The 24366-nt window shown below is 50.9% G+C and carries 25 protein-coding genes; 9 read left to right on the top strand and 16 right to left on the bottom strand.

The window, feature by feature from the left end; translation table 11 throughout:
* Window positions 1–63: 63 nt before the first annotated feature.
* Window positions 64–1779 (bottom strand): tetratricopeptide repeat protein, encoded by a 1716-nt coding sequence (locus JOD20_RS18395; RefSeq protein WP_204756673.1) that lies wholly within the window; start codon window positions 1777–1779, stop codon window positions 64–66.
* Between the two features lie 86 nt (window positions 1780–1865).
* Window positions 1866–2471 (bottom strand): hypothetical protein, encoded by a 606-nt coding sequence (locus tag JOD20_RS18390; protein WP_204756672.1) that lies wholly within the window; start codon window positions 2469–2471, stop codon window positions 1866–1868.
* Between the two features lie 196 nt (window positions 2472–2667).
* Between JOD20_RS18390 and JOD20_RS18385 the strand changes: the two genes are divergently transcribed.
* Window positions 2668–3906 carry a hypothetical protein gene (locus tag JOD20_RS18385; protein WP_204756671.1) on the top strand — a complete coding sequence of 413 codons (1239 nt, stop codon included), beginning with the start codon at window positions 2668–2670 and terminating at the stop codon, window positions 3904–3906.
* 73 nt (window positions 3907–3979) lie between these two features.
* Here the strand turns inward: JOD20_RS18385 and JOD20_RS18380 are convergent, their stop codons facing one another.
* Window positions 3980–4924 carry an alpha/beta fold hydrolase gene (locus tag JOD20_RS18380; RefSeq protein WP_204756670.1) on the bottom strand — a complete coding sequence of 315 codons (945 nt, stop codon included), beginning with the start codon at window positions 4922–4924 and terminating at the stop codon, window positions 3980–3982.
* Between the two features lie 130 nt (window positions 4925–5054).
* Between JOD20_RS18380 and JOD20_RS18375 the strand changes: the two genes are divergently transcribed.
* Window positions 5055–5966, top strand: coding sequence for a helix-turn-helix transcriptional regulator (locus JOD20_RS18375; protein WP_239583936.1), 912 nt, complete (start codon window positions 5055–5057; stop codon window positions 5964–5966).
* Here the strand turns inward: JOD20_RS18375 and JOD20_RS18370 are convergent, their stop codons facing one another.
* Window positions 5967–6413: a hypothetical protein gene (locus tag JOD20_RS18370; RefSeq protein WP_204756668.1), complete on the bottom strand. Its 447-nt coding sequence runs from the start codon at window positions 6411–6413 to the stop codon at window positions 5967–5969.
* 73 nt (window positions 6414–6486) lie between these two features.
* On the opposite strand from JOD20_RS18370, the gene JOD20_RS18365 reads away from it, so the two are divergent.
* Together JOD20_RS18365 and JOD20_RS18360 are read left to right on the top strand one after the other, a co-directional pair.
* On the top strand, window positions 6487–6936 hold the full coding sequence (locus JOD20_RS18365; RefSeq protein WP_204756667.1) for an SMI1/KNR4 family protein: 450 nt from the start codon (window positions 6487–6489) through the stop codon (window positions 6934–6936).
* A gap of 162 nt (window positions 6937–7098) precedes the next feature.
* Entirely contained in the window at window positions 7099–7584 is a 486-nt protein-coding gene (locus tag JOD20_RS18360; RefSeq protein ID WP_204756666.1) for a hypothetical protein, read from the top strand.
* Window positions 7585–8394: 810 nt separating this feature from the next.
* On the opposite strand, the gene JOD20_RS18355 is transcribed toward JOD20_RS18360, so the two are convergent.
* Window positions 8395–9636 (bottom strand): WD40 repeat domain-containing protein, encoded by a 1242-nt coding sequence (locus JOD20_RS18355; RefSeq protein WP_204756665.1) that lies wholly within the window; start codon window positions 9634–9636, stop codon window positions 8395–8397.
* A gap of 513 nt (window positions 9637–10149) precedes the next feature.
* Between JOD20_RS18355 and JOD20_RS18350 the strand changes: the two genes are divergently transcribed.
* The gene (locus JOD20_RS18350) at window positions 10150–10335 is read left to right on the top strand and encodes a hypothetical protein (RefSeq protein ID WP_204756664.1); all 186 of its coding nucleotides are present in this window, start codon (window positions 10150–10152) and stop codon (window positions 10333–10335) included.
* Window positions 10336–10664: 329 nt separating this feature from the next.
* A complete protein-coding gene (locus JOD20_RS18345) occupies window positions 10665–11150 on the top strand; it encodes a hypothetical protein (protein ID WP_204756663.1) in 486 nt (161 codons plus the stop codon).
* 85 nt (window positions 11151–11235) lie between these two features.
* Here JOD20_RS18345 and JOD20_RS18340 read toward each other — a convergent pair whose 3' ends face one another.
* The 6 genes from JOD20_RS18340 to JOD20_RS18315 all read right to left on the bottom strand — a co-directional run bounded on the left by JOD20_RS18340 (window position 11236) and on the right by JOD20_RS18315 (window position 15106).
* A complete protein-coding gene (locus JOD20_RS18340) occupies window positions 11236–11409 on the bottom strand; it encodes a hypothetical protein (RefSeq protein ID WP_204756662.1) in 174 nt (57 codons plus the stop codon).
* A 47-nt stretch (window positions 11410–11456) separates the two neighbouring features.
* Window positions 11457–11990, bottom strand: a complete 534-nt coding sequence (locus JOD20_RS18335; protein WP_204756661.1) for a hypothetical protein — start codon at window positions 11988–11990, stop codon at window positions 11457–11459.
* Window positions 11991–12167: 177 nt separating this feature from the next.
* Window positions 12168–12743, bottom strand: a complete 576-nt coding sequence (locus JOD20_RS18330; protein WP_204756660.1) for a cysteine hydrolase family protein — start codon at window positions 12741–12743, stop codon at window positions 12168–12170.
* A gap of 63 nt (window positions 12744–12806) precedes the next feature.
* The gene (locus JOD20_RS18325; protein ID WP_204756659.1) at window positions 12807–13835 is read right to left on the bottom strand and encodes a phosphotransferase enzyme family protein; all 1029 of its coding nucleotides are present in this window, start codon (window positions 13833–13835) and stop codon (window positions 12807–12809) included.
* 24 nt (window positions 13836–13859) lie between these two features.
* A complete protein-coding gene (locus JOD20_RS18320) occupies window positions 13860–14519 on the bottom strand; it encodes a class I SAM-dependent methyltransferase (RefSeq protein WP_204756658.1) in 660 nt (219 codons plus the stop codon).
* Window positions 14520–14548: 29 nt separating this feature from the next.
* Complete coding sequence (locus JOD20_RS18315) at window positions 14549–15106, bottom strand: dihydrofolate reductase family protein (RefSeq protein WP_204756657.1); 558 nt, start codon at window positions 15104–15106, stop codon at window positions 14549–14551.
* A 138-nt stretch (window positions 15107–15244) separates the two neighbouring features.
* Between JOD20_RS18315 and JOD20_RS18310 the strand changes: the two genes are divergently transcribed.
* The 3 genes from JOD20_RS18310 (at window position 15245) to JOD20_RS18300 (ending at window position 20588) form a co-directional block, all read left to right on the top strand.
* Window positions 15245–16234: a chemotaxis protein CheB gene (locus JOD20_RS18310; RefSeq protein WP_204756656.1), complete on the top strand. Its 990-nt coding sequence runs from the start codon at window positions 15245–15247 to the stop codon at window positions 16232–16234.
* Window positions 16235–16269: 35 nt separating this feature from the next.
* Window positions 16270–19599, top strand: coding sequence for a CheR family methyltransferase (locus JOD20_RS18305; protein WP_204756655.1), 3330 nt, complete (start codon window positions 16270–16272; stop codon window positions 19597–19599).
* A 107-nt stretch (window positions 19600–19706) separates the two neighbouring features.
* A complete protein-coding gene (locus JOD20_RS18300) occupies window positions 19707–20588 on the top strand; it encodes an NAD(P)-dependent oxidoreductase (protein ID WP_204756654.1) in 882 nt (293 codons plus the stop codon).
* Here JOD20_RS18300 and JOD20_RS18295 read toward each other — a convergent pair.
* The 5 genes from JOD20_RS18295 to JOD20_RS18275 form a co-directional block, all read right to left on the bottom strand.
* Complete coding sequence (locus tag JOD20_RS18295) at window positions 20578–21174, bottom strand: Crp/Fnr family transcriptional regulator (protein ID WP_204756653.1); 597 nt, start codon at window positions 21172–21174, stop codon at window positions 20578–20580. The two genes, JOD20_RS18300 and JOD20_RS18295, sit on opposite strands and share 11 nt — an antisense overlap.
* A gap of 290 nt (window positions 21175–21464) precedes the next feature.
* Entirely contained in the window at window positions 21465–21695 is a 231-nt protein-coding gene (locus JOD20_RS18290; protein WP_204756652.1) for a hypothetical protein, read from the bottom strand.
* Window positions 21696–21865: 170 nt separating this feature from the next.
* Window positions 21866–22432 carry a DUF892 family protein gene (locus tag JOD20_RS18285; protein WP_204756651.1) on the bottom strand — a complete coding sequence of 189 codons (567 nt, stop codon included), beginning with the start codon at window positions 22430–22432 and terminating at the stop codon, window positions 21866–21868.
* A gap of 47 nt (window positions 22433–22479) precedes the next feature.
* Window positions 22480–22905, bottom strand: coding sequence for a response regulator (locus tag JOD20_RS18280; protein WP_204756650.1), 426 nt, complete (start codon window positions 22903–22905; stop codon window positions 22480–22482).
* 62 nt (window positions 22906–22967) lie between these two features.
* Window positions 22968–24125: a PucR family transcriptional regulator gene (locus JOD20_RS18275; RefSeq protein WP_204756649.1), complete on the bottom strand. Its 1158-nt coding sequence runs from the start codon at window positions 24123–24125 to the stop codon at window positions 22968–22970.
* Between the last annotated feature and the right edge of the window lie 241 nt (window positions 24126–24366).

Raw genomic sequence — 24366 nt, 5'->3', positions numbered from 1 at the left:
TAGATGCAGACAATGAGCTACTCGTTCTAGGTGGCCATAATTTTGGCGTTCCGCCAACTGCTTTTAACAATCCATTGTTTGATCGGTCTGATGAGGATACGTTGCTTGTAATGCTTGATATTGATCCCAATACGCATCCATATCGTTGGTAATTGGGAAGGGATGGAGCATATGCATCGCCTGTTGATAGATATGCTGAGCATCTTTCGCCTGTCCAGCATGCTGTAAAAGGTCAATCAGAGCAAGGTTCGCTTCAAGAATAGTGCTGATGTGTTCCGCAGGATCAAGCTGCGCTAAAATCGCTAAGGTTTGGCGATACCAGGCTTGGGCTGAATGGTACGAACCATGGGCACGCAGCATTTGGCCTACTCTAAGCGCGTGAAACATCGTGGTCTCATGAATTTCCCCAAAGAGCTGGCGATTGATCTGATAGGCGCGTTGGGCATAATCGATAGCGGCCAGAGTTTTGCCTTGGCGCACACAACTTTCGGCCAAATTATTTAAACTTGTAGCAAGCTGCTCATGCACCAAGCCCAATGAGCGTTCTTGTGCCAGCATAGCCTGTTGATACCAATACTCTGCAAGCGAATCCCAGTTCAAATCGTCTGCATAAGCAGCAAGTTGGTTGGCACAGATCGCAACCGCCCGATCGCCCCAGCCCTGCATAAGGCTAGCAAGCTGCTGCAAATGGGGAGCCGCCCAACGCATTGCGGCAAAATAAGCTGATCCATCTAAAGCATTAAGCTGGGTCTGCCACCGTTCTACAACGTGCATGGCATGGGCGTGATCGCCCACCTGTGTATGAACGATCTGGCCCACTATTTGATGAATGATGATCGCATTTGTTCCGCTCAGTAGCCCTACGTCCAGCAAGCGCTGCAAGGTCGCAACGGCGGTATCAACTGGCGTTTCAGCAGCAATAAACGTTAGCACAAGCGCACGCGGTAGCGGCACGCCATAAGCACACCATGCAACACAATCGAGCAGGCCCAAGGCCAAACTATCAAGCTGATTAATAGTCAAGCGCACGCTGGCTACGCAATCTAATGGCTGCGACACAACCACGCTTGTTTGCTGCTTGATCAAGCTTAACGCCTGTTGGTAGCGTTGCACGCTCTGTGAAGCAGCAGCTTGGAGATAGCTCGCTACCACATGTAACGTCAATGGGAAATGGCCCAAATCAGCTGCAAGCGTCGTGGCTTCTCCAGCGTTTAATCGCGGGCAGACTTGCTGCAAAAGTTCACGACTTTCGATCGACGTTAGCACGTCAAGCTGAAGCGTGCTCAGGGTTGACCACTGATCGAAGCGCGATGTCACCAAGACCCGACAGCCACCAATCAGCGGTTGCCATTGCTCTAGCAGGCGAGGATCGTCGCAGCTATCAAAGACCAGCAAGCGTGGAATGGGCAACTGCCAAGCCTTGATCACCTGCTCAATCAGTTGGTCTCCATCCAAACCAGTTCCATCAATCGATAATTCCTGCGCATAGCCTGAAAGCTGAAGCTCAATCGAATTATGGTTGGCACAATTGAGCCAAAAGATCCCACCATGAAAAGCGTATCCATAACGAGCGATGAACTCAGTCACAAGGCTGGTTTTACCGATTCCGCTTGGCCCAAGTAGAACGAGCGCAGCTTGAACTGGAACCAGCGCAGCGGCCATGGCTTTTAATTCCACCGCACGACCTATAAAAGTAAGGCTTGGCTCAAACGGAATAAACGCCGTTGGATGAACGACGGCCTGCCGCACAGGAAGTGAATCAAAGGGGTCAATCGGCATGCTATCCAAAGATATCCTATCCTCCGTTATTGCTTGATTGGTTGCGTTGGGCTTTTCTTGCTGAAACCAATGCCTACAATTGTACGCTAATGGTGCTGGGTATAACGATAGGCAAGTTCATACCAATCCCAAATCGTGACTGAGCCTGTATCGGAAAAACGAATCTGATCGTGCTGAATGTACTTTTCGATTGTCGTCACAAATTGGTGGGCCAGCTGTTGATTGGGAGCAGTTTCAAGCTGTATCAGGGTGGTCAACCATTCTGCCATTCCGCCATCATTATCAGGGTCGTTGCGAATCTGGACACTATACTCCCGAACCCGATCATAGTCGCCGAGAAAATACCAGCCAATCGCAGCTTTTGTTTGCTCAGTCGCATTGCGTGGATAGCGCACAAGCCGCGCCGCTGCATACTCGGTTGTTGCTTGAAACCAATGCTGGGCTAGGTGCTTTTCGCCAGCTAAACGATAGAGATTTGCTCTGGTTAATCTATCAAAACTGGTCGGTTCATGGAATACGCGTTCGTGCAAGGCTGCGGCCTCACAAAATAAGGCCGCAGCTGCTGGATCAGCCAACAGGCGCAGACAGCGCGCTACCCGCTCTATTCGGCCATAATTTCGCCGTTCTGCCAGCCGCTTTTGGCTAAGCGCTAGCTCCTGACGAAGTTGGGTTTCAGTTAACAGTGGAAGCATTGTTTTTCCTTCTAGCTCTATTTAAAATCTCGTCAAACATAACAAGCTAGGGTTCTCAGCAGGCTATCAGAGGCGCATCACGTTGCTTTTATGCGCGATACCGCGCTGAGCATGTATGATACACCTATCCTCATTCACCTATGCACCCCATCCTGAGGAATCGCGCCGCTCTTATATGATATGAAAGGAATCTGGTATGCGTCGTCGTTTCTGGACATTGGGTCTGACTATGCTCGCTGTGCTTGTTCCGAGCCTGCCTACCACGGCAGCACCTTCGCCAGCAAGGGTTTTTCAGGAGCGCTGGCAACGCCATGATTCGTTGGTCACTGACGGCTCGGCCCAACGCTCATGGACATGGGGGCCTGTTCCCTTAACCGACGTTCTGCTCGAACCCGATCCCCAAGTAGCCGACCGTGAGCGAGCAGTGCAGTATTTCGATAAAGGCCGCATGGAGATCAATAATCCTGATGCCAACGAACATGATCTCTGGTATGTGACCAGCGGCTTGCTCCCCATCGACCTCATGCATGCAGAAACCAGTTGGGATCACAATGGCTGGCACGATGCCTTTATTGCTGCAATAGGCGATCCAGGTTCGTTTCCAACCTACCGTGATTTACAAGTGCTCTACCAGAATCCAGCGACAGAATCCAGCGCAACGATCAATACGCCAGCCCACGATCTGCTACGGCCCGATCTCTCGATTGGGGTTGTCAATAGCTTCCATGATGACCCAGCAACGCTGTTGCGCCAAGGCTCGAATGGGCATTTTGTGCCGCAAGCAATGCTCGATTTTATGCAGCAAACAGGAAAAACATTGCGCGATGGGCAGGTGACAACAGGCATGATTTATGATCCAGTCTATATCTTTGGACATCCAGTAACACCAGCAGTTTGGGTCGAGACAACAGTTGCTGGTAAGCCCCAAACTGTGCTTTTCCAAGTTTTTGAGCGTCGAGTATTGACCTACAATCCTGCCAACCCGCCAGCCTTTCAAGTTGAGATGGGCAATGTTGGCGCACACTACTACGATTGGCTCACCAATCCGCAAGCAGCCCGTGAATACGATTATGTCATGGATCAATCGCAGTTTACCAGCGCCGATGGCACAACCCGTTATCGCCTTGAGCTAAAGATCACGACAATCACCGCCCCAAATAATCAGCTAATTCAGGATGGCGCAACCTATTGGATTTATCAATCTACTGATGGTGGCAAGACTGAAACGCTTCAATTTACTGGACAACTAGGGCCTGATTGTCGCTCAACGCTGTTTGTATCGCTCTTGCGACCGCGTGCAAGCAACGCCGCGCCGCAACACGTTGGCCTAATGACGGGCTGCGCCTTGAATCCAAGTTCGGCGCGTGGTTTTGGCATTACGGTTGCAACCTCGTATACAGGTGGCAAAACCTGGCAGCGGCGCGGCGGCAATTAAGTCTCCAGCAGTTGAACGAGGGCTGAAGTTTATGTGCCCTCCGACCTAATCGGAGGGCACAATATTAGTGGGTCTAGGCAGGATCGTGGCGTTTGAGCCAGTTCAACATCGCTTGATTGGTTTCGTTGGGCTTTTCTTGCTGAATCCAATGTCCGCAATCGAAACTGAGCACTTCCACGTTGGGCACGAACGTCGGCAGGTTTGGCGAGCGCTGAACCGAATCGTGATTGCCGTAAATCATCAGCGCTGGTTGCTGGATAATTGGGTCGACATCGGCCAAGCGCTGCCAATTGCGGTCAAGATTGCGATACCAATTGAGGCCGCCAGTAAAGCCTGATGCCTCAAACGCGGCGACGAAAACAGCCAATTCTTCATCACGCATAATCGGCTCGCCCTGTGGTGTTTCGGCGTTGGCCAGATTAATCAAGGCCATCCCAGGCTGTGGCTCAGTGGGCGGCACATTTTTGCGATACAAATTGCGCAAAAACTGCATGGTATTGGCAGCGAAGATCGCATCGGCAACGCCTGGATGGCGATTAAAATGCACGAAATACGAATCGCTGCCAAGAATTGCCTCTAAAAATTCGAGCCAAGGCATGGTGCCGCGATCCATGTAGGGCACGCTGAGGTTAATCAGTTTGTTGACCCGCGTTGGATGTAATAACGTTAAGCCCCATACCACCATTGCGCCCCAATCGTGGCCAACAAACGTCGCATCGGCGTAGCCATAATGATCGAGCAGGGCAACCAGATCGCCCGCCAAATGGTCAATATCGTAGGCTGCAACAGCTGCTGGCTGGGTTGAGTTGCCATAGCCGCGCTGGTTTGGGACGATAACGTGATAGCCTGCATCGGCCAAGGCTGCCAGCTGATAGCGCCACGAGAAGGCATGCTCTGGCCAGCCGTGACACAGCACAATTGGTTTGCCACCATTGGCGTTGCCTGCTTCAAAAACTTCAAGACTGATTCCATTGACTGCGATTAATGTGGGCTTGGGGAAATCGCTTGGGTTAAACATCTGGTTTCCTTCGTTGCTTTAATGATCGTGTTTGACCTTCATCAACACGGCGTGCTGCTCATAGCGCGAGTATAATAGCCAAACGATGACAGCTATATGTCACTGTTTTACTGAAGCAAAGAAGGATTCCATGGAAAAAGTCGAGCGTTTGATTGCGATTACCATGATCTTGCTGCAAAAAGAGCGCGTTTCAGCAACCGAATTCGCTCAGCTCTTCCAAGTTTCCAAGCGCACGATCCTGCGCGATATGCAAACCTTGAGCATGGCGAATATCCCGATCTACGCGCTCACTGGGGTCAACGGTGGCTATGGCATTCTGGATACCTACAAAGTTGATAAACGCCTGTTGAGCAGCGCCGATTTACAGCATCTCTTAACTGCGCTTGCTGGCTTGGAACAACTCATTCTCACCGCAGAGATTGCCCAAACAATCAAAAAAATCGAGGCCATGGTCGGCCCATTAGGGCTTAATCGCTCGATGCAGCTGTTATTTTATGCTTGGGAAGGGCGGGCCGAGCTACGTGAAAGCTTAAAAATCTGCCAAACAGCGCTAGTAAAGGAGCGGCTTGTAGCATTTGACTACACCGATAAAGCTGGCGTGCAAACCCAGCGCATAGTCGAGCCATATGCGTTGCATTTCAGCGAATCTAGCTGGTATTTGCAAGGCTTCTGCCTTGATCGGCAGGGCTATCGCAGCTTCAAGCTCGCCAGAATGGGGCAGTTGCGGATGGATAGACGCGGGTTTCAGCAGCGCGCTGATTGGTCAGTCCACGCCAATGCAGCCCACGCTAATCCGCAATTCGTGACCATTAAGGCGTTGGTTGCACCAAGCATCCACGACCAAATTATCGAACGCTATGGCCGAAGCAGCATTGAAGCGGCTACTGCTGAATATGGTCTGGCGACCATGTATGTGCCGCAGAATCCGCAAGGATTTCAGCTTTTGGCCAGCTTTGGTACCCAGATTAAAGTGCTCGAACCACAAAGCTATGTTGCTGAATTTCGCACGTATCTCGCCCAAATGCTGCAAAACTATGCTTGATTAGCGCTTGGCATCAGCATCAAGCATGGGTTTGAGCAAATCGCCATAGCTAACCAGATAGACTTCAAGGGTCGTGAGAGTGGGCATTGCAGTCCAATCGCTGGTTGTTAAGCGCTGATGCAGCTGCTCAAAAATGGCTCCACTCTCCAAGCGATTGAAGGCAGGAAACCCCTCGGCATGGCCAAGGAAAGTGCGTTGTTTGCCAGCCATCTGCGCAAAACCAAGGTGCAGTTGGTAGCGATTAATGCCATACGGCGTAGCAGTATAGGGTAATTGGGAGCGAAGCCAGGCCAAAACGTCATCAGCCAATGCCTTGCGTGCCTGAAAGGCCATTGTGGCGCTAGCATCCCAGCCCCGCGCACCAAATCCTTGATGGTTGTTGAGCGTTGCAGCCATACCCCGAATCATCCGTCGCCGATACCACCATTGTCTGAGTTGGTGGATCATGGCTCCTCCTAAATAAATAATTTTGAGTATGCAAGTATACTAATTTTGAGTATGCGTGAAAGGATCGTTCTCAATGCCAACGTTTTCACAGGTACGACCACCAGCCACTGATCAGCAACTTGCAGCACTAGAATCACGGATCGGCTACCCGTTGCCCGAAGCCTATCGCACGTTTTTGCGCACAACCAATGGTGGCATACCCAATCCTATTGTTTTTAGCATCAAGGGTAAGTGGATTACCGAAGGCCATGTGAACGTCTTTTCATCAGTTGATCCCGCTGATCCGCACCATTATATTCATCGCGATCTGGATATTTTTGGCGATGAGATCCCCGCAACGATGCTGCCGATTGGGAGTGACCCAGGCGGGAATTTAATCTGTCTCTCGCTGGCGGGCGAGACAACAGGCCAGATCTTTTTCTGGGATCATGACACATTTGAGGATGAAGACCCTTTTTCATGGTGTGCGCCCGATTTAGCAACCTTTCTTGCCTACTTGACCCCAGAAAATCTCGATGTCTAAGTTTAAGCTGATGGTTGCAGCGGAACCAGCTGCTGTCAAGCGGCTTACTGGCGACGAGAACTCAGTCCACAAGCGGTTAACCGCAGCGCTGGCTGGTGGTATTGTGATGCTGGCTGGGCATGCGCCCGCTACGTATTGCATATACTGTGAGGAGTTTTTGCAATGGCACTAGAACGACTGGCTGCTGCCCCAACCGACTTTGATTTTGTGCTTGGCGACTGGAATGTTCGCCACCGACGGCTCAAAGATCGGCTGGTTGGCAGCAGCGAATGGATTGATTTTACTGGGCAGATGTCCACCCAAGCAGTGCTTGGCGGCTATGGCAATGTCGAAGACAACCTCTTGAATCTCCCAGAAGGGCCGTATCGCGCGATTGCGATCCGCTCATTCAATCCCCAAACCATGAGTTGGTCGATCTGGTGGCTCGATGGGCGCATGCCCGACCAGCTTGATGTGCCCGTGGTCGGAAATTTTGTCGACGGTGTAGGCACGTTCTACGCTGATGACACGCTGCGTGACATCCCAATTAAAGTGCGCTTCCTCTGGTTCGCGGTCACGCCGGATGCGTTGCGCTGGGAACAAGCCTTCTCCGCCGATAACGGGGATACGTGGGAAACTAACTGGATTATGGAGTTCTCGCGCATTTAGTGCGACCGTCGGGCATCAATAGAGATGTCCGACGGCTATTTAACATTAACCACAGTAGGTTATAGGCACTAAAAGTATATTCCCCATGCGCATCAAGCTAGGTTCATGGTGTCGTTAATGCCCGTAAGCGCTGGGCCGTGGTTGGTGGCTGACGGCGTTAATTCGTCATCGCCCAGCGCTGGATTATGATCGGGGCATGGTCATAGCTGCTGGTCCAGCGCAAAATAGTCCACGTTTTGGCGATCTGGCCGATTGGAGCATTCAAGGAGCTCCAGGGCGGATCGCGATCAATCGTTGTTGTGAGCGTTTGCTGAGTCTGATTCCCAGCCCAGTCGCGGGCCGTATGCGAAAGCTATACGTTGTATTATTGGTGAGACTGGTGACTAGATAGGTGTTGGCCTGGGTTGACGCGACAAGTGTCATCCAGGTTCCCCCATTGAGTTGTTGCTCGACCATATAATCTTTCACCTGGCTTTAACTCCACCATTTGGTGGGTCACTTGCTGCCCATTCCAGCGTTAACTGAGTTAGGTTCGTCCATTAAGGCAGAGGTGTATTAATTGTGAGGGTTCGTGCAAATGGATGATAGAGAGTATAGATTAATTGTTCAGCACTCACAATGGAGCTTTTGATTGTATATTCCTTTGAGCGGGCCATTAGGATTGGTATTGAGTTTTTAAAACGTGTTTGGGTCGTGGTTGTACGCTTGATGGTGATTGGGCATCAACAACCAAAGGGTAAAAAAGCCATGTTACAACGATACATGCAGCAATAGAGAACGTATTTTTTATAGATCGCATTTTCACCCTCTTTATCGAACAATTCTACGAATAGTTAATATAAATTCTCCATAATTCGACGGATTTTCATGGCTTAGGAGTGTATACGCAATATAGTCATTATTTGGTGACCACATAACTTCTAAAACCGCGCCACCCTTACGCTCCATAGACTGTTCATTAAGCCGAATACTGCCATCTTCACCGAGTTTCGCAATGTATGCATTATGGGGAGATTGTCCACTCGTATTAAACTGGTATACAAAATACTGGTTGTCAGGCGACCATGCCAATGGCGCTTGATTGCTGCGTGTGATATTGGTTTTGTAGCGTACGAAACCGTTCGCATCTGCGATAACAATGGTATCGGTCGCATCATTGAATGCAACATAGCGAGAATCCTGAGACCATATAATCCGAGGATATTCCTCAGTAATACTGATGGCAGCAGTAACATTCCCATCCGTCAGCCATTGAAGCTTGATCGGATGTTTCCTGATCGGGTATTGCTTCGTGGGTTTGGTCAGCACTGCATGGTGGCCATTTGGTGAGAGTTGCATGGATGGACGTGAACTTGGATGGGTATCATCAAAGAGCGTCTTGATTCCACCATTAGCGTGAGGGGGTAAGACGATAATGCGCGCATCGGTCGCAAGCACAAGCCCTTGCTCGAGATTCCAGCGTATATTCAGTGACGAATGTGGTGGGAGCGGTAATTCCCCAATCTTTGTTGTCGATTGAGCTACACTATCGTAGAGCCATACCGTGCTGATCGCTGATTGGGGACGGGTGGTATCGTGGATGACATAGGCAAGTATCTGATCATCCTGGGGTGACCATACTGCTGCTTGGATATTTTGTGCAAGAATAGCAACGTCCTGTGATGCCACCGTCATAATTCTGAGGGTTTGATCTTGCGAATATAATAAACGAGTGCCATCCCTTGACCATCCCCAGAGCTGAAGATTTGGTTGGCTGGTTGTGATACTAGTTATTGTCTCAAGGTTCCACGTTCCCCATGATGGTGGATTAAGCGTCAGTTCAAGTGGGATGATTTGTTGGGTATGTGATAGCGTCGGACTTGGCACAATTCCGGTTGGGACACTTGTCACAGTGGCGGTAATGACCGTCGGTATGGCTGTCGCCAGAACCGGCGTGGGATAGGGATTTTGTGCCGACTGAACCGCAGGTGAGGAGGTCGCCGGGACGATATTCGCCTGTCCACATGCAACGAGCAGCAGCACAATACTTCCGAGAATGAACATTCGGCGCATAACCAACTCCTTATACAATCGTTAGGATGAGATCACGTGATGCCTTACTAAAGCAGGCACGCATTCGTTTCCCTCTTCATTGAAGACGCTTAGCATAGCACTATTTCGCCCGCGTGGAGATACGCCGCATTATCATACATTCTCTGGGATACTCTTTGTCACTATCACGCTCAGGTACCGGTACCTCATCATCGGCGACCACCAAAACTTCTATGGAATTATCATACAATCTGGCAATCAAGGAGTCACAATGACAACCATTTGTGAACAGCTTGACCTATTTTTGGCCGATATTGTACACCGTCGACGGCTACGACCGAACACCATCCAATCGGCTGAGCATCGCGCCCGCTTGGATGCCGCTATATCCCAAGCATCCCAGCCCTACCGTCTGATCATAACGCTCCTCCGGGAAACTGGAATGCGTGCCAGCGAAGTGCTCAGTCTCAATATCGATGATGTGTGCTTAGATATTGGGGCTGAGGGCCTGCGGAATGGGCGGATAAGGATGCTGTGCTCGCTCGGATTGCCGAACCGCGCTTGCTTGAACCGATTAAAACCCAGCTCGCAACCTTAGAACAGGCGTTAGAGGAACGCATCCGCACCGTCAACGCGCGGATTGCCAAGGGCGACAACCCACATGTAACCATCAAGGAAGGCAAGAACCGCACGACCTGGACACAAAGCTACCAAGCATGAGCCAAATACGTGCTGTAACCAACGTCCAAAACCAATGCATCGCCGTTTCCCAGCGTGATGGGGTTGGCTGGTTTGATGGCACCTGCCACATACTAAATCGCTTTCCAACATCTTTTTATTATGTAAAATAAGAGGTAGAAATCGTAGCCTAAAAAACTAAACGTAGCTTTTATCCAACGTGAGGAGGTATCTCTTCGGTGCAAGCGAAGGTGCTGCACATCGAATTGTCAAGCATAGCCCTATTGTGTAACAGCGCTGTAACATCACAGGGCTATCCTCTCCTCAAGCAGCAACTCTGGTTATTTAATGGCTGCTGAAAGGGAGAATCCATGTTCAACCTAACCACATCACCCCAGTCTGGCATCCAATGGCGCTATTGGCTTGTGCTCTTGACAAGTTTTGGCTATTTTGGTTTCAGCGATTGGTTGCTAACAAGAATTTTTGGCTATGGGTTGTGGCCACTCTATTTGGTTAGCACAGGGTTGCTCTTTACGCTGCAATGGTGGCTGTTTGTACCTCATCCCGATGGGCTACGCTGGATCGTTGGTAGTATTGGGGTCTTTACGCTGAGCTTGTTGATAACGACTTTTTGGCTAGAACCATTATTTAGATTTGCTATACAGACATATATGCCAAATGCTCCTATGGAGTTAAAATTCAGACTCCAAGCCGGACTTACCTATGGTTTTCGGGGCTTGCTGCTGGGGTTTGTCCAAGCGACCGCGCTACCAGCCTGCTATAAGCCTATCAGATGGATTATGCTCTCGACGCTTGTTTATGGCCTTGCTGGTTTGCGCTTGTTGTATTTTCTATGAGGGTCATCATCACAGATTGTTCGCTGCTGGCGATGGGTGAACAAGCGGCGCGATTAAACCGCGCCGCTTGGGCTAGGCAAGGGAATTAATACAGTTGTTCGCTCTCGTCGACATCCGCATTGACTGCCTCAAGCACGGTTTCGCTAGCGAGCTGCACACCACAATCGGGGCAGGCATCGAAGCTAATCTCACCGTCTTGATGTTCCGCATAATTCAGATCGTACTCAGTTCCACATTCACAGGTTACTGATAATTGCATAATGCCTCCTTAGCCGTATTGTAGCAAATGGCTGAAAAAAGCACGAATTACTCCGGCAGTGCATTCAGAATGTTTGGCAGTCGCCAAAACACAATCCCAGCCAGCACCAACCATGGGCAGAAAATAAATATACCAGCTCCGGTCGGGGCAATACTAGCAATCAGAATACCTTCTAAGGCCACTTGGAGCGAGCCATATTCGCCATAAAAAGCGCTAAAACAACCAATAATCCAGCTGGCACAACAGATAATAGTCACAATCCACCGCACCTTATTTGGCGCAAAACGTGCTGATAGCCAATCGACCAGCCCTAGCCGCGCAATGAGCGCAAGCAGCAACGAAACCATGGCTGCATTGCTGATGCCAAATAAGCAACCAATAAAGCCCCCAAACACAAAGCCAATGATCAGCATTCCAACCAATGAATAGGGCATCGGTCTTAAGCTTACGAGGTACAGCCATGCCATCACAACGCCATAAATTGGGCCAGCTACCAAGCCCGCTAAAACCAACTGCTCGCCAATGCTCCAAAACAGTGCCTTAATCGTTGGCGTAGCGCGTCTTGCCCGAACTGCATTCATCGCGATCTCCTTGTGCTAATGCTGAATGCAGTATGCTGCTACGCTGTTACGCTGGCGTTACAAGCTGAAGGATGGCGAGGAAGCAAGCTTCAATCGCTGAACTTGGGTTGGGGCTAAAAGGATGCTCCACAAAAAATTGTGGAGCATCCTTTATAGTTACCACGAAAGATTAAAGGTCTACTGCGCGCCACCTGGTTGGGCAAAGTTGATCTGCTCAGCGCGGGCCGTGCTATTCGTGCGGCCAGGATAGGAAACCCACTGCATGGCGATATTGAGTTCCTTAACAATATCTGCCGCTTCGATTGTGACACCACTCTCTAATTCGATCGTTCCGGTGGTATGCCCATCACTGATCAGCGTCAGATCGTAACCGCGTTCAAGCGCGCCATAGGCGGTGGCCCGAATGCACCAATTGGTTGCCGCTCCTGCTAGCACAATGTGCGAGACCTCACGCGCCGCTAGTTCTTCGGCTAAATTGGTTTGTTCAAACGATGAATTAAACTGTTTATGGATGCGTGGCTCACCTGCTGCTGGCACCAACTCCGGAACCCATTGCCATTGTGGACTATCGGTGGGCAGTTCTTCATCATTGTGTTGAACCCACAGCACAGGAATCTTTTCAGCGCGGGCACGCTCCACAGCATGGGCGATATTTCCGATGATTCGCGTGGCATCCCACGCCTCATTAACTACCCCGACCTGAACATCGACGACCACGAGTGCTGCGTTGTTGCCTTCCCGAATAGTTGCCATTATGGTGCTCCTTTATTGCAATTGAGCAGAGAAACATTGGTCTAGTATAGCACATATGTTCAATTATTCAGTATTCATTCCTAAGGTTTGATCGTCGCCTTGGCGGGCCAGCGCAATCGTACTGCCAGGCAGAAAGTTGGATTGGAGATAGATGAATGCTTGGCGGCGATCAGCATCGCCCGTTGCTTCATCGAGAATTTCAGCACAATAGACCGCAATATCTTCAATAATTCGTTCATAACGATAGTAGCTGAGTGCTGCTTGATCAACGGGAGCCGAACCATACCCCTGATAAAATAGCGCAGTTTCTGCCGCTGGCGAATGCGCATTGCCAAAAAGCCCAGCCCCAATAAACATTAAATCCCGTTCTTTGGGTGCGAACAGCAAGGTATCCCAATCAACCACAAAGAAGCTGGTACTGTTCACAACCAAGAGATTCCAGCCATGGCAATCGGCGTGACAAAGCACAAATGGCGGTGGCTGCTGCTGAAGGCGCTGGGCGAGAGCCGCCGTTCGCGTGATTATTGCATTCATTTCGGCGGCCTTGGTTTTTAACAGCGCAACCAGTTCGGCAGTAACTGAATCGGCAGTCGATTGGCTTTCCGCCTGTGCAAGAAACCATGCCAGCCGTTCGCGCCAATGGGGCGCGAACTGTTCTTGGGGCAAATCGGCAGTTATCGCGCTTGGAAACTGCATCGTATGCAGTGTTTTGAGTGTAGAGCCAAACGTGCGCCATTGCTCATCGGAGAGCGGACGATCAATGCCATGCAGTCCAGCAATATACGGATAGAGAACCACCATAAACGACTCAAACTGCACCCACATGGCTCCGGTCTGGGTGCGAATGGCCGGAATAACCTGACGCATCCCAACATCATGCAGATAGGTTGGGATATGCACACTGGCTGGAGCGAAGTGTGTCCGTCTCAGCTTCAAAAAATAAGGAGTGTCATCGGTGGTTATTAATCGATAAACCGCCGTATGTGCATCGGCTCCCAGCGGCAAAAAGCTAAGATCACGCACATCCAAGCCATAGGCTGAGTTAAGCAATTGAATAAGCGCAGTGTCAACAAGTTGCGGTTTTTCTAGCATCGATCACACTCCTCCTTAAATCTACTACGAGTTGCTGGTTGCCACATCCTTGCTTGCAACCACACAATAGTTGGATCGATGGGCAGGGTTGGGGTCGGCAACAATGCTCGTGGCGCTGAAGCCTGCGATGTGCAGCATCGTCTGCAACTCGGCCCCAGTGTATGGGCGACATTCAGGCGTGCCAACCGGCAGATCAGGGTTATCGACATTCCACAGCTCTCGCGGCAAAATCGTGAGCACCAAGCGCCCGCCTGGCCGCAGCACCCGCCAAATTTCCGCCAGTGCCGCCGAGGCTTCAGGCCAAAAATAAATCGAGTGGATGCTGAAGGCCTGATCAAAGCGCTCTCCCGCCAATGGAAGATTATTGGCCTCGCCCCCAAGCAACTGCACCCGACCAGCCCGAATCGCGGCAGCATTACGGCGGCGCGCTGCTCGCAACATTGTTGGCGAGAAATCCACTCCGATGATCTGGCCTGTGCTGACGATCGTGCTCAGCGCTTGAATCGCGACCCCGGGGCCAAAGCCAATCTCCAAAATCTGGTCGCTTGGTCGGGCCTGCAAAACATCGATCGTCCAGCGATTCTCTGGCTGGTGGTCGCGGGCCATGTCGCGGCCAATGTAGCGCCCCAGCCAGCCGCTCGGTCGTCGATACTGGGCATCAAGATTAACGAATCGTCCTAGCATGTATTCCTCATTCTATTATGCTCATTTGGCTAGTGTGCGCGCTGATAGTGCATGGCGACTGCGCCACAGCGAAGCGGAGTTGCTGAGATAAACTCGAGCTTTCGGGTGCTTGGCAAACCGCGCTCGTAGAGGGTTGGGCCATGGCCAGCAATCCTCGGCTGGACGAGAAATTTGTACTCATCGATCAGATCCAGCCGATCGAGTTCGGTCGCGAGCTTGCCGCTGCCGAGCAGCACACCATTGGGGGTTGCGTCCTTGAGTTGCTGGATGGCGGTGCGCAGGTCGCCGTTTAGCTGATGGCTGTTATTCCAAGGGAAGTCCGTTCGTGTCGAGGAAACCACATACTTGGGTTTGGCATCGATCTTGAGCGCCCACTCACGCAGCGCCGGCGGAGCCTCGGTATCACCGCGAGCGACCGCTGGCCAAGAACTTTCCATCAGCTCGTAGGTGACGCGGCCCCACAGCATTGCGCCGCTCTCATCCATGAGCTTGGTAAAGAAGGCGTGGGTCTCGTCGTCGGCGATGCCCTCTTGGTGATCGATGCACCCGTCTAAGGTAATGTTGATACTGAAGGTCAAAAGTCCCATCCTATCCTCCATTTACAATAGTATGGGTTATTATAACGAACATTTGTGCGTTTTTCTACTGCGCAGCTCGCACAATTTGCGGTTTATGCCATAATACTGAAGAGTAAGAGCGGATTATTTATCAGGAAGGGGATTCCTATGCCGACTCATGATCTGATTGTGATTGGTACATCACTCGGTGGTGTTGAAGCCCTCCAATTAGTCATTGCCACGCTTGCACCCGATCTTCCAGCCACAATCTGCATCGTTTGGCATATGTCTCCAGAAAGCCCAGGTGTGTTGCCAGCAATGTTAAGCAAAGTCAGCCCACTGCCCGTGCGCTTTGTGCAACACAACGAACCAATTACCCCAGGCATTATCTATGTTGCGCCGCCCGATTATCATACGCTGATTGTTGATCACGTTTTTCAACTTTCTTATGGGCCGAAGGAAAATCGCTTTCGGCCTGCGATTGATCCGTTGTTCCGTTCGGCGGCAGTTGCCTTTGGGCCACGCGCGGTTGGGGTTATTTTGAGTGGTGCGCTTGATGATGGAATTGCTGGCTTGGCGGCGATCAAAGCCCAAGGCGGAATGACGATTGTACAAGATCCGCAAGAAGCTTTTGAGCCAAGCATGCCGCATCATGCAATTAATCAAGTAGCGATCGATTATATTAAGCCAGCGGCAGCCATTGGCTCACTCTTAACCAGCTTGGCCAGGACCCAAACCGCACCTCCATCCGACTATCAGCCCCGCTGGGATTTGGTGACAGAAACCCAAATTGCGCAAGCGAATGTTGATCACAAGTATGATATAAGCCAACTTGGCGAACTATCGCCCTATACCTGTCCTGAATGCCATGGCGTGTTGTTTCAGATTATGCAGGATGGCATTTTGCGCTTTCGCTGTCATACCGGCCATGCCTATTCAGTCAGAACGCTGCTTGATGAAATTTCTAAGGCCGTTGAGGCCTCGTTGTGGAGCACAATTCGGGCAATGGATGAAAAGGTCTTTTTGTTGCAACACATTGCCCAGCATATGGATGAACAAGCTTCGTTGACGATGGCCGAACAGTTGCGCAACCATGCGCGTGCCGTTGAGCAACAATCACAATTGGTGCGCTTAGCCTTGCTGCGCAAACTAGCCTAATCCATAGACTATTTAGCAAAGGATCGACACTGTTGATGGATGCACATGCTTTTTTTGAGCGCGATACTGAACAGGCTGGGGTATTTCCTGTTGTGGGAATTGGGCTAGGTCGCGGCGGCATTGAGCCGCTGATCGCTTTTTTTGCCCAACTTCCCAGCAATAGCGGCATGGCGTTTATTCTGTTTCTCAGCACCAATGGCCCATCAGAAGAACAGCTGCACAATGCAATTTCCGATCAGATTACGCTGCCATTTATTCGTTTGCACGGCGCAATCGCACTTGCCCCAAATCAGCTGTATCTCGTGCCACCAATGCATCAAATTCAGATTCGCAATAATCTGCTCAATAGTATTCCTGCTGAAGCGATTAATGGCATTCCCATGCCGATTGATCATGGCTTGCGGGCGCTGGCTGATCATTTCAATGGGGCCACGGCAGCAGTTATTCTTTCGGGCAGTGGCAGTGATGGGGTAATTGGGATCAAACGGGTCAAAGAGGCTGGCGGCGTAACCCTCGCCCAAGATCCCCAAACCGCCGACTATCCCGAAATGCCACGGGCAGCTATGATGACGGGCTTGATCGATTTTATTGCGGTTGCATCAACCTTGCCAAGCATGCTCAGCTCCTACTGGAACCGCGGACTGCATCTCTCAAGCCAATTATCTGAGGGCGATCCAACCGATAACGAGAAAATTTTGCACGATATTTTCGCCTTGCTCCAGCGCCGCACCGCCCACGATTTTAGCCAATATAAACGCCCAACGATTGAACGGCGCATTCGCCGCCGCATGCAAGTCACGGGAGCGGCTGATTTTCCGTCCTATCTTGAATTAATTCGCCATCGGCCTGACGAAATTCAAGCCTTGTTTCAAGATTTGCTGATTAGTGTCACCAATTTCTTTCGCGATCACGAGGCTTGGCGGGCGGTTGAAGCAATTTTGCCAATGATTTTTGCCCGCAAGCAAGCGACAATTCCAATTCGGGTTTGGGTTTCGGCCTGTGCCACCGGTGAAGAAGCCTATACAATCGCCATTTTGCTGCGCGAATTTGCTGATACGCTGGATCGACGGCTTAAAATTCAGGTTTTTGCCACCGATATTGACGACGATGCAATTACGATTGCACGGCGAGCAATTTATCCAGCGACGATTGCAGGTGATATTCGCGAAGATCGGTTGCAACGCTTTTTTGTGCTCGACCAAGGCGGCTACCGCGTGCGCCAAGAGATTCGTGATTTAGTGTTGTTTGCTCGGCATAATGTTTTGCACGATCCGCCATTCTCACAAGTTGATTTGCTCACATGTCGCAATCTGCTGATTTACCTCAATCATGAAGCGCAGGCGAATGTGATTCAGGCCTTTCATTTTAGTTTGCGGGCTGGAGGCTATCTGATGCTTGGCAGTTCCGAATCGCTTGATGGCTCGCTGAATCTCTTTACCGCGGTTGATAAAAAACAGCGCATCTTTCAGCGCTTGCCAGGCACAACCAACAACTCAATTGCGCTCAATCTGCCAGCCAATCGCCCAAGCCGCTTTATTACCAATTTGCCCAAATGGCCAAGCTCAACCCAACCGATCGATTCGTTTGAAGATTTGCATCAACGTTTGCTAGCAGCCTATACCACACCCAGCGTGATTATTAATGAAGATAGCGAAATTATCCACCTTGGGCGAGGCATGGGCAGTTTCTTGCATTTTGATGAAGGGCGGCTCTCGTCGAATTTGCTCACGGTGATTCATCCCGATTTGCGGCTGGATTTGCGCAGCATTCTCTTCAAGGCCCGCCAACGCTTAGAGCCAATCAGTGTCAACGGAGTGCGCGCCAAAATCAACGAGAGCATCCGCTTAATTGATCTGACCGTCCAGCCTATTCTTGAGCCAGATTGGGCGCTTGGCCACATGTTGGTGCTGTTTCACGATGTTGGCGAGGCTGGGTTGCGAGGTGCAACTGGCGGCAGCAGCACCGATATGTTATTAACTGAGCTTGAGGCCGAGCTTGAACACACGCGCTTTCAATTGCGCACAACCGTTGATCAATACGAGGCTGCTGTGGAAGAATATAAAGCCGCAAACGAAGAACTCCAGGCAATTAACGAAGAACTGCGGGCTGCGTCGGAAGAACTCGTGACCAGCAAGGAAGAGCTGCAATCGGTTAACGAAGAGCTAACGACCTTAAATGTTGAACTTAAACATAAGGTCGAAGAGGTCAGTCAAGCCCACAACGATTTACAAAATTTGATTACGTCAACCCAAATTGGCACGATTTTTCTTGATCGCCAATTGTGTATTAAGCGCTTTACGCCCAGCGTCCAAAGCATCTTCAATCTGATTCCCGCTGATCTTGAGCGGCCATTGGCCCATGTAACCCATGAACTGCGCTATGATGATCTGATGCAGAATGTACAGCAAGTGCTGCAAACCTTAGCTCCAGTTTCGCGCGAAGTTTCCAGCCGTCATGGCCATTGGTACATTATGCGCCTGCTGCCCTATCGCACGCTTGAAGATCGGATTGATGGGGTGGTGATTACCTTCATTGATATTACTGAACGCAAAATCACTGAAGATGCTTTGCGCAAAAGCGAAGAAGAACTCTCCAAGACGCATACGATTCTCGAAGCGCGAGTGCAGGAGCGCACTGCGGCCTTGGTCGAGGCCAATGCCGCCTTGCAAACTGAGATCAATCAACGAATTGAGGCCCAAAAAGCACGCCAAGAGGTATTACGTCAACTTGTGACGGTGCAGGAAGATGAACGCAAGCATTTAGCGCGCGAATTACACGACCATATTGGGCAACAACTGACGGCAATTCGACTTGATATGCAGCGACTCGGAACGCTCAATACCGTGCCAGAAGCGCGTACAATCCTGAATGCGATTCAAGAGCATTTGCACATTCTAGGCTATGAAACCCATAATTTGGCGTTAAGTTTGCGGCCAACGGTGCTTGACGATTTGGGACTGCTGACGGCCCTCCGCAGTTATGGCGAACAATGGCAAGAGCGCACTGAAATTCGGCTAGCAATGCATTTCAATGTTGCGCTATCGATGCGCTTTGCACCAGAGATCGAAACCACGATTTATCGGGTTACGCAAGAGGCCTTAACCAATATTATTAAGCATGCCCAAGCCAGCCAAGTTAGCTTGGTTATTCACCATAGCCCCAAGCATTTGCGCTTAATTATTGAAGATAATGGCACTGGCTTCGAATATGAGCAATTTATCCAAGCCAATCCACAGCAAAGCCTCGGTATCCAAGGCATTCAGGAGCGGGTGCTCTTGCTTGGCGGAACCGTCGATATTGAATCGACACCAGGCTCAGGCACAACTATCTATGTCCAAATTCCCTTGGACGATGGTCAACATTAACAGCATAAATCCATGTGAAACGCCTCATGAACTTATCAATTGATAAGGCGCGGTGGGTTTTGCCGCGCTATACTCCCGTCGAATCAATCTAGAACGGGAGCAACACAATGACCATTGGCTTTATTGGCTTAGGGATTATGGGTAGCAGAATGGCGGCCAATCTTCAGCACGCTGGCAAGCAGTTGATCATTTTCAACCGTACGCCCGCCAAAGCAGAAGCACTGATTGCTAATGGGGCACAACTGGCAACCAATCCAGCTGAGGTAGGTCGTCATTCTGCCACAATTATCACGATGCTGGCGCATCCACAGGCCGTCGAAGCAGCGGCACTTGATCACGCTGGCTTCCTCGACCAACTCCAAGCAGGTGCGCTATGGATCGATTGTAGCACTGGTAATCCAGCGTTTGCGCGGCGGATGGCGGCGGAAGCGGCCAAGCGCGGCGTGGCCTTCATCGATGCGCCAGTCACTGGCTCCAAAGGCCAAGCCGAAGCCGGACAACTTGTGTTTCTGGCTGGCGGGAATGTCGAGGATTTGGCCGCAGCCGATGAACTGTTTTCATGCATGGGGCGGCAGACCATCCATGTCGGCATTCATGGCATGGGCACTGCACTCAAACTGGTATTCAATCTGCTGCTCGCCAACGCAATGGCTTCGTTTGCCGAAGGGCTAGCCTTCGGCGAATCGCTCGGTATCAGTCGTGAGACGTTGCTGGATACGCTGCTTGGCGCTCCGATCGTGGCACCATTTCTCAGCTTCAAGCGGGCAAAGCTGGCCAACAACAGCTATGCTGCTGAGTTCCCGCTACGCTGGATGCACAAAGATCTCGCCATGGTCGCCGCTGCGGAATCCTCAGCAGCGATCCCGCTTGCCACCACCACCGCTGCCCTGTATCAGCAAGCGCTTGAATGTGGCCTAGGCGATCAGGATTTTTCGGCGATTGCTCAGCTATTTCAGGCCGACGAACAACCAACAATGCTCAAACAATGACCGTCTGAGCACGGCGAAGGTCGCCCTTCAGACGTGAAAGCGAAACCTCAGTGATGCCCAAGTAGCCAGCGATGTGATACTGTGGAATCCGTTCGATCAAATCGGGATATTGATTGACAAAGGCCAAATAGCGATCTTTTGCTTGATGCAGCAACAACGTGCGCATCCGTAGTTCCTTGCCCACCAGCAGATACTCGGCCAACTTCCGTCCCAAGCGATCAAACACTGGATGACGATCAAACAACGCACTAAACGCAGAATAGCTGGCCACAAGCAGAACGCTCGGTTCAAGTGCTTGCGCGCCATAGATTACTGGCAGATTAAGGACCGACGAGGCCAACGGGCCAGCAAAGGCTCCTTCAGCAATAAACGCCTTGTTGGCCTCGCCGCCTTGTTCGGTCAAATAATAGAAGCGTAGCAGGCCGCTACACACAAAAACAAGTTCATGGCTATGACTACCAGGCAGGAGCAGGTGGGTTCCGGCAGCCACACTGCGTTGATGAAAGATCGCAGCCAGTTCTGTCCACTGAGTGTTCTCCAAGGCCACCCATTTCTGGATAGCGGCGCGCAGCTGTAGGTGGCTCATAGGTTCCTCACTATCGGCTATCGGGAACAGATTTTGCCCCATTATACCGAAACAAGTACTAGTATCCGCGATCTCACCTGTGGATTCAAGCGCTATGCCATTGGGCCTCGTAGGCTGCAAACAGCTGGGGTGCTGCGCGCCGCAACTCAGCCAAACAAGCAAGTATCTCAGAGGTTATCCGTTATCTCAGAGGTTATCCGTTTACGGATAGCGTGATAGGCTTCGTCGCTGCTTAATCCTGCTTGCAGCAGCGAATCGTAGCCTATCATAGACTGACCCTTTAGTTGAGGTTAAGGAGTTGGACTGGTTTGGGTCGTTGGGGCATCGGATGGCAACTGAATACATGGATCATCGGGAATTGTCGTGCCAAGCGGAATATCGGTCATCGCGCCCAACGTCGTTGTTGCAGGAACATTCGTAGCAGCCTGAATGGTGGCCGTGGTTGCATTGCCGCCTGGGGAAAAGGTTGCATTGCTGGGGCATGGCGTTCCCTCGCCAACTTGCGCAGCAGCGCCAAACAAAGCGCGAGCTGCAAAAAACGACTATGCTGCATAATCCATCCTCCATAGATTGCGTCGATCTCCCCTCACTCCCAATGCTCCTCCCGCTGTGGTTGGGCGGCGCTTGGGAGTGAGGCAACGCTGTTGTTCTATGATAGTTGGAGGCGAAGCCAATGTGATCGGGCAATTGCTTAACGCTTGTGGCTGCTTGGAGCAGGTCGATTGGGCAATTGCCCGAAGCCACCGCGTTCTAGGGCTTGAAGTTGCTCCGGCAAACCCAATTGCAGCCCCTGCTGACAAAGCCGCGTCAGAATATGCGCGGCATAGGTTTTTTGCTGCTGAATCGTCGTACAAATAAGCGCAATTGGCTGATGGTTGGCGCGTTCGGCCCAGTGTGCCAGCAGCTGATAGTGGCTCAGCACATAATGACAGAGCTGATGCAACGCCGCGAGAATACCTAAATCGCGAATTAATCCCAGCTGGTTGCGCTGAAGCGTTTGCTTTAATCCGCACAGCATGCTGTTTACAACCGTGCATGGATGATCAGCTGGATGGCGTTCTAAAGCCTCAAACGCCTCGTGCAGTAGATTGCGATGGCGCAGCGCTTCAGCTCGATAGAGCATCAACGCATCTTGATAGGCAGGCTGGCTAATCTGCGGCAGCAGGCTGGTCACTGCATGAATAATTTGGTTTTCGGCAGCATACAGTTCATCTAAATGGTGATAAAAAAGATCGTGAATGGTTGCATAGGCAGGCATCAATGGCTCCTCACAGCACTATTTGGCATCGATTCGTAACGCCGATGTTAGGTTCCGTGCCAAATCCAGCGTGGGTTATGCGCTGCTGGCAAATGCAGCAGCCGATCGATTTGTTGCAGCAAGCTACGAATATCAAATGGTTTCTCAACATAGGCCCAAGTTTGGTTCGCTACTGCGCTGGGCAATGGTTTGGCACTCATCAATATGATCGCTGGTGGGGGAAACTCGGTCTGCATGCTTAAGTATTGGGCAAACTCCAGCCCATTCCAATCGGGCAGATGAATATCAATCATCACTAAGCGTGGTTGATAATGCTGAATCAATGCCAATGCGTTATGGCCGCGTTGGGTATCGAGCACCGTGTAGCGGGCAGCAGTCAAGAGTGTGGATAAAAAATCGCAGGTTGGCCGATCGTCATCAATAATCAAAATATCAATCAATTGATGCGCATTTGTGCTAACACCATAATCCATAAAAACTCCAATCAGCGCTTGCACGCTCATCATCTTTAGGCTGCCACACACAATGCAGTGGCTTAGGCAGCCGGCACAATTCCATTGTCGTAAATCAGCAAAGCGCTTTGGAACACCACAATATCGCTCAAGCTATAGGGGTTGTAGCCAGTTAACTCTTGAATTTTGTGCAAACGGTAGCTCAGCGTATTGCGATGAATATGCACGTCGCTGGCAATTTCGTTGCTATGACCATTTAAGCGAATAAAACTGCGTAGCGTCAGCAGCAGGTCTGGCTCGGCAAGCAGTGGAGCCAAAATCAAATTGGCAACATAGGCCTGAATCGCCTGATCAGCGCTGCCAAGAAAGGCAAACAGGCCCAATTTTTCAAGCGTCCAGGCATGCGCTGGCAACTGAAAGCGCGAGCCAATCTGAATAATCATTTCGGCTTCTGCATAGGCCTTGGTGACAGTCGTATGATCGCTTTGTTCGCGGGCAATCCCAATCCGAATTTCGGCGTTGAGCAAGGCAGTTAGGCGCTCGAAAATATGGTTGGCAACCGTTTGGATGGGACAACAACATGCTGCTTGATGGCTGCAAGCGTGGGCTGAGCGATAGTGGCTGGCGCGTTGTGATTCGATCAAAATCACCAGTTCGCTTGGGGTGGTCGAAAAGCGCATCCAGCCGTGTGGCTCGCCAAGAATTTGGTCAAGATGCTGGGTCATCATGCGCACGCCATCGTAGGCTTGCTGATTACTGGGTGTAAGTTCTGCTGGCTGGTCGCTTGTACTAAGCCGAATCATCACCAAATAATAGGCTTGGTCGTAGCGAAACTGTTGGGCAGCAGGATACTGCTCAACCGCAAAGGTTGGCCGTTGCAGCAGCGTAGGATAAGCAGGCATTGCCGGTTCAAAGCGATAGCCGGTTTGCAACGAATCATGAAAGTCGCTGCGACAAACGTGATCAATTAAGCGGTAGAGCATGGTTAATGAGGGCAAATCATGGGGGTGGATGGTGCCAATAATCAAGGTACCAAGGCAACCGTTAATCAGCACTGGCAATTGGCAGCTATGTTGTGCATCCTCGTGAGCGTTGGTGCTTGGGGCGGTTGCTAAGATTGTTTTGCTGTCATCAATAATTGTAACAGTGCCATCGAAAATCTGCGCCAAATGACGAACTAACGCAGACACATGCTGAAACGCAAGCGCTGGAGCGGCGATGGGAATCTGATGGGCGAGCATAGCAAGTTCCCTAGAATTCAGCAGCTAGCAGCTATTCGCATGCGAACATTGCGCTAATGCGGAGTTCCAATATGCAGACTCGTGGCGGAATAACCAGTACATGGATTTTTGTACGAGTAGGAAAAAGAGTGTGCAGAAGAGCAGGTCAACGATGATGCTGGCTTGGCTGCTATCATTATGCTCAGTATACGACCGTAGTTCGTAGTTGTCTGTCAGTTAATCCCCGCCTAGCGTGTCAGGA

The sequence above is a fragment of the Herpetosiphon giganteus genome (assembly GCF_016907925.1).
Classification (GTDB): Bacteria; Chloroflexota; Chloroflexia; order Chloroflexales; family Herpetosiphonaceae; genus Herpetosiphon; species Herpetosiphon giganteus.
This window is presented reverse-complemented; position numbering and strand designations above follow the sequence as displayed.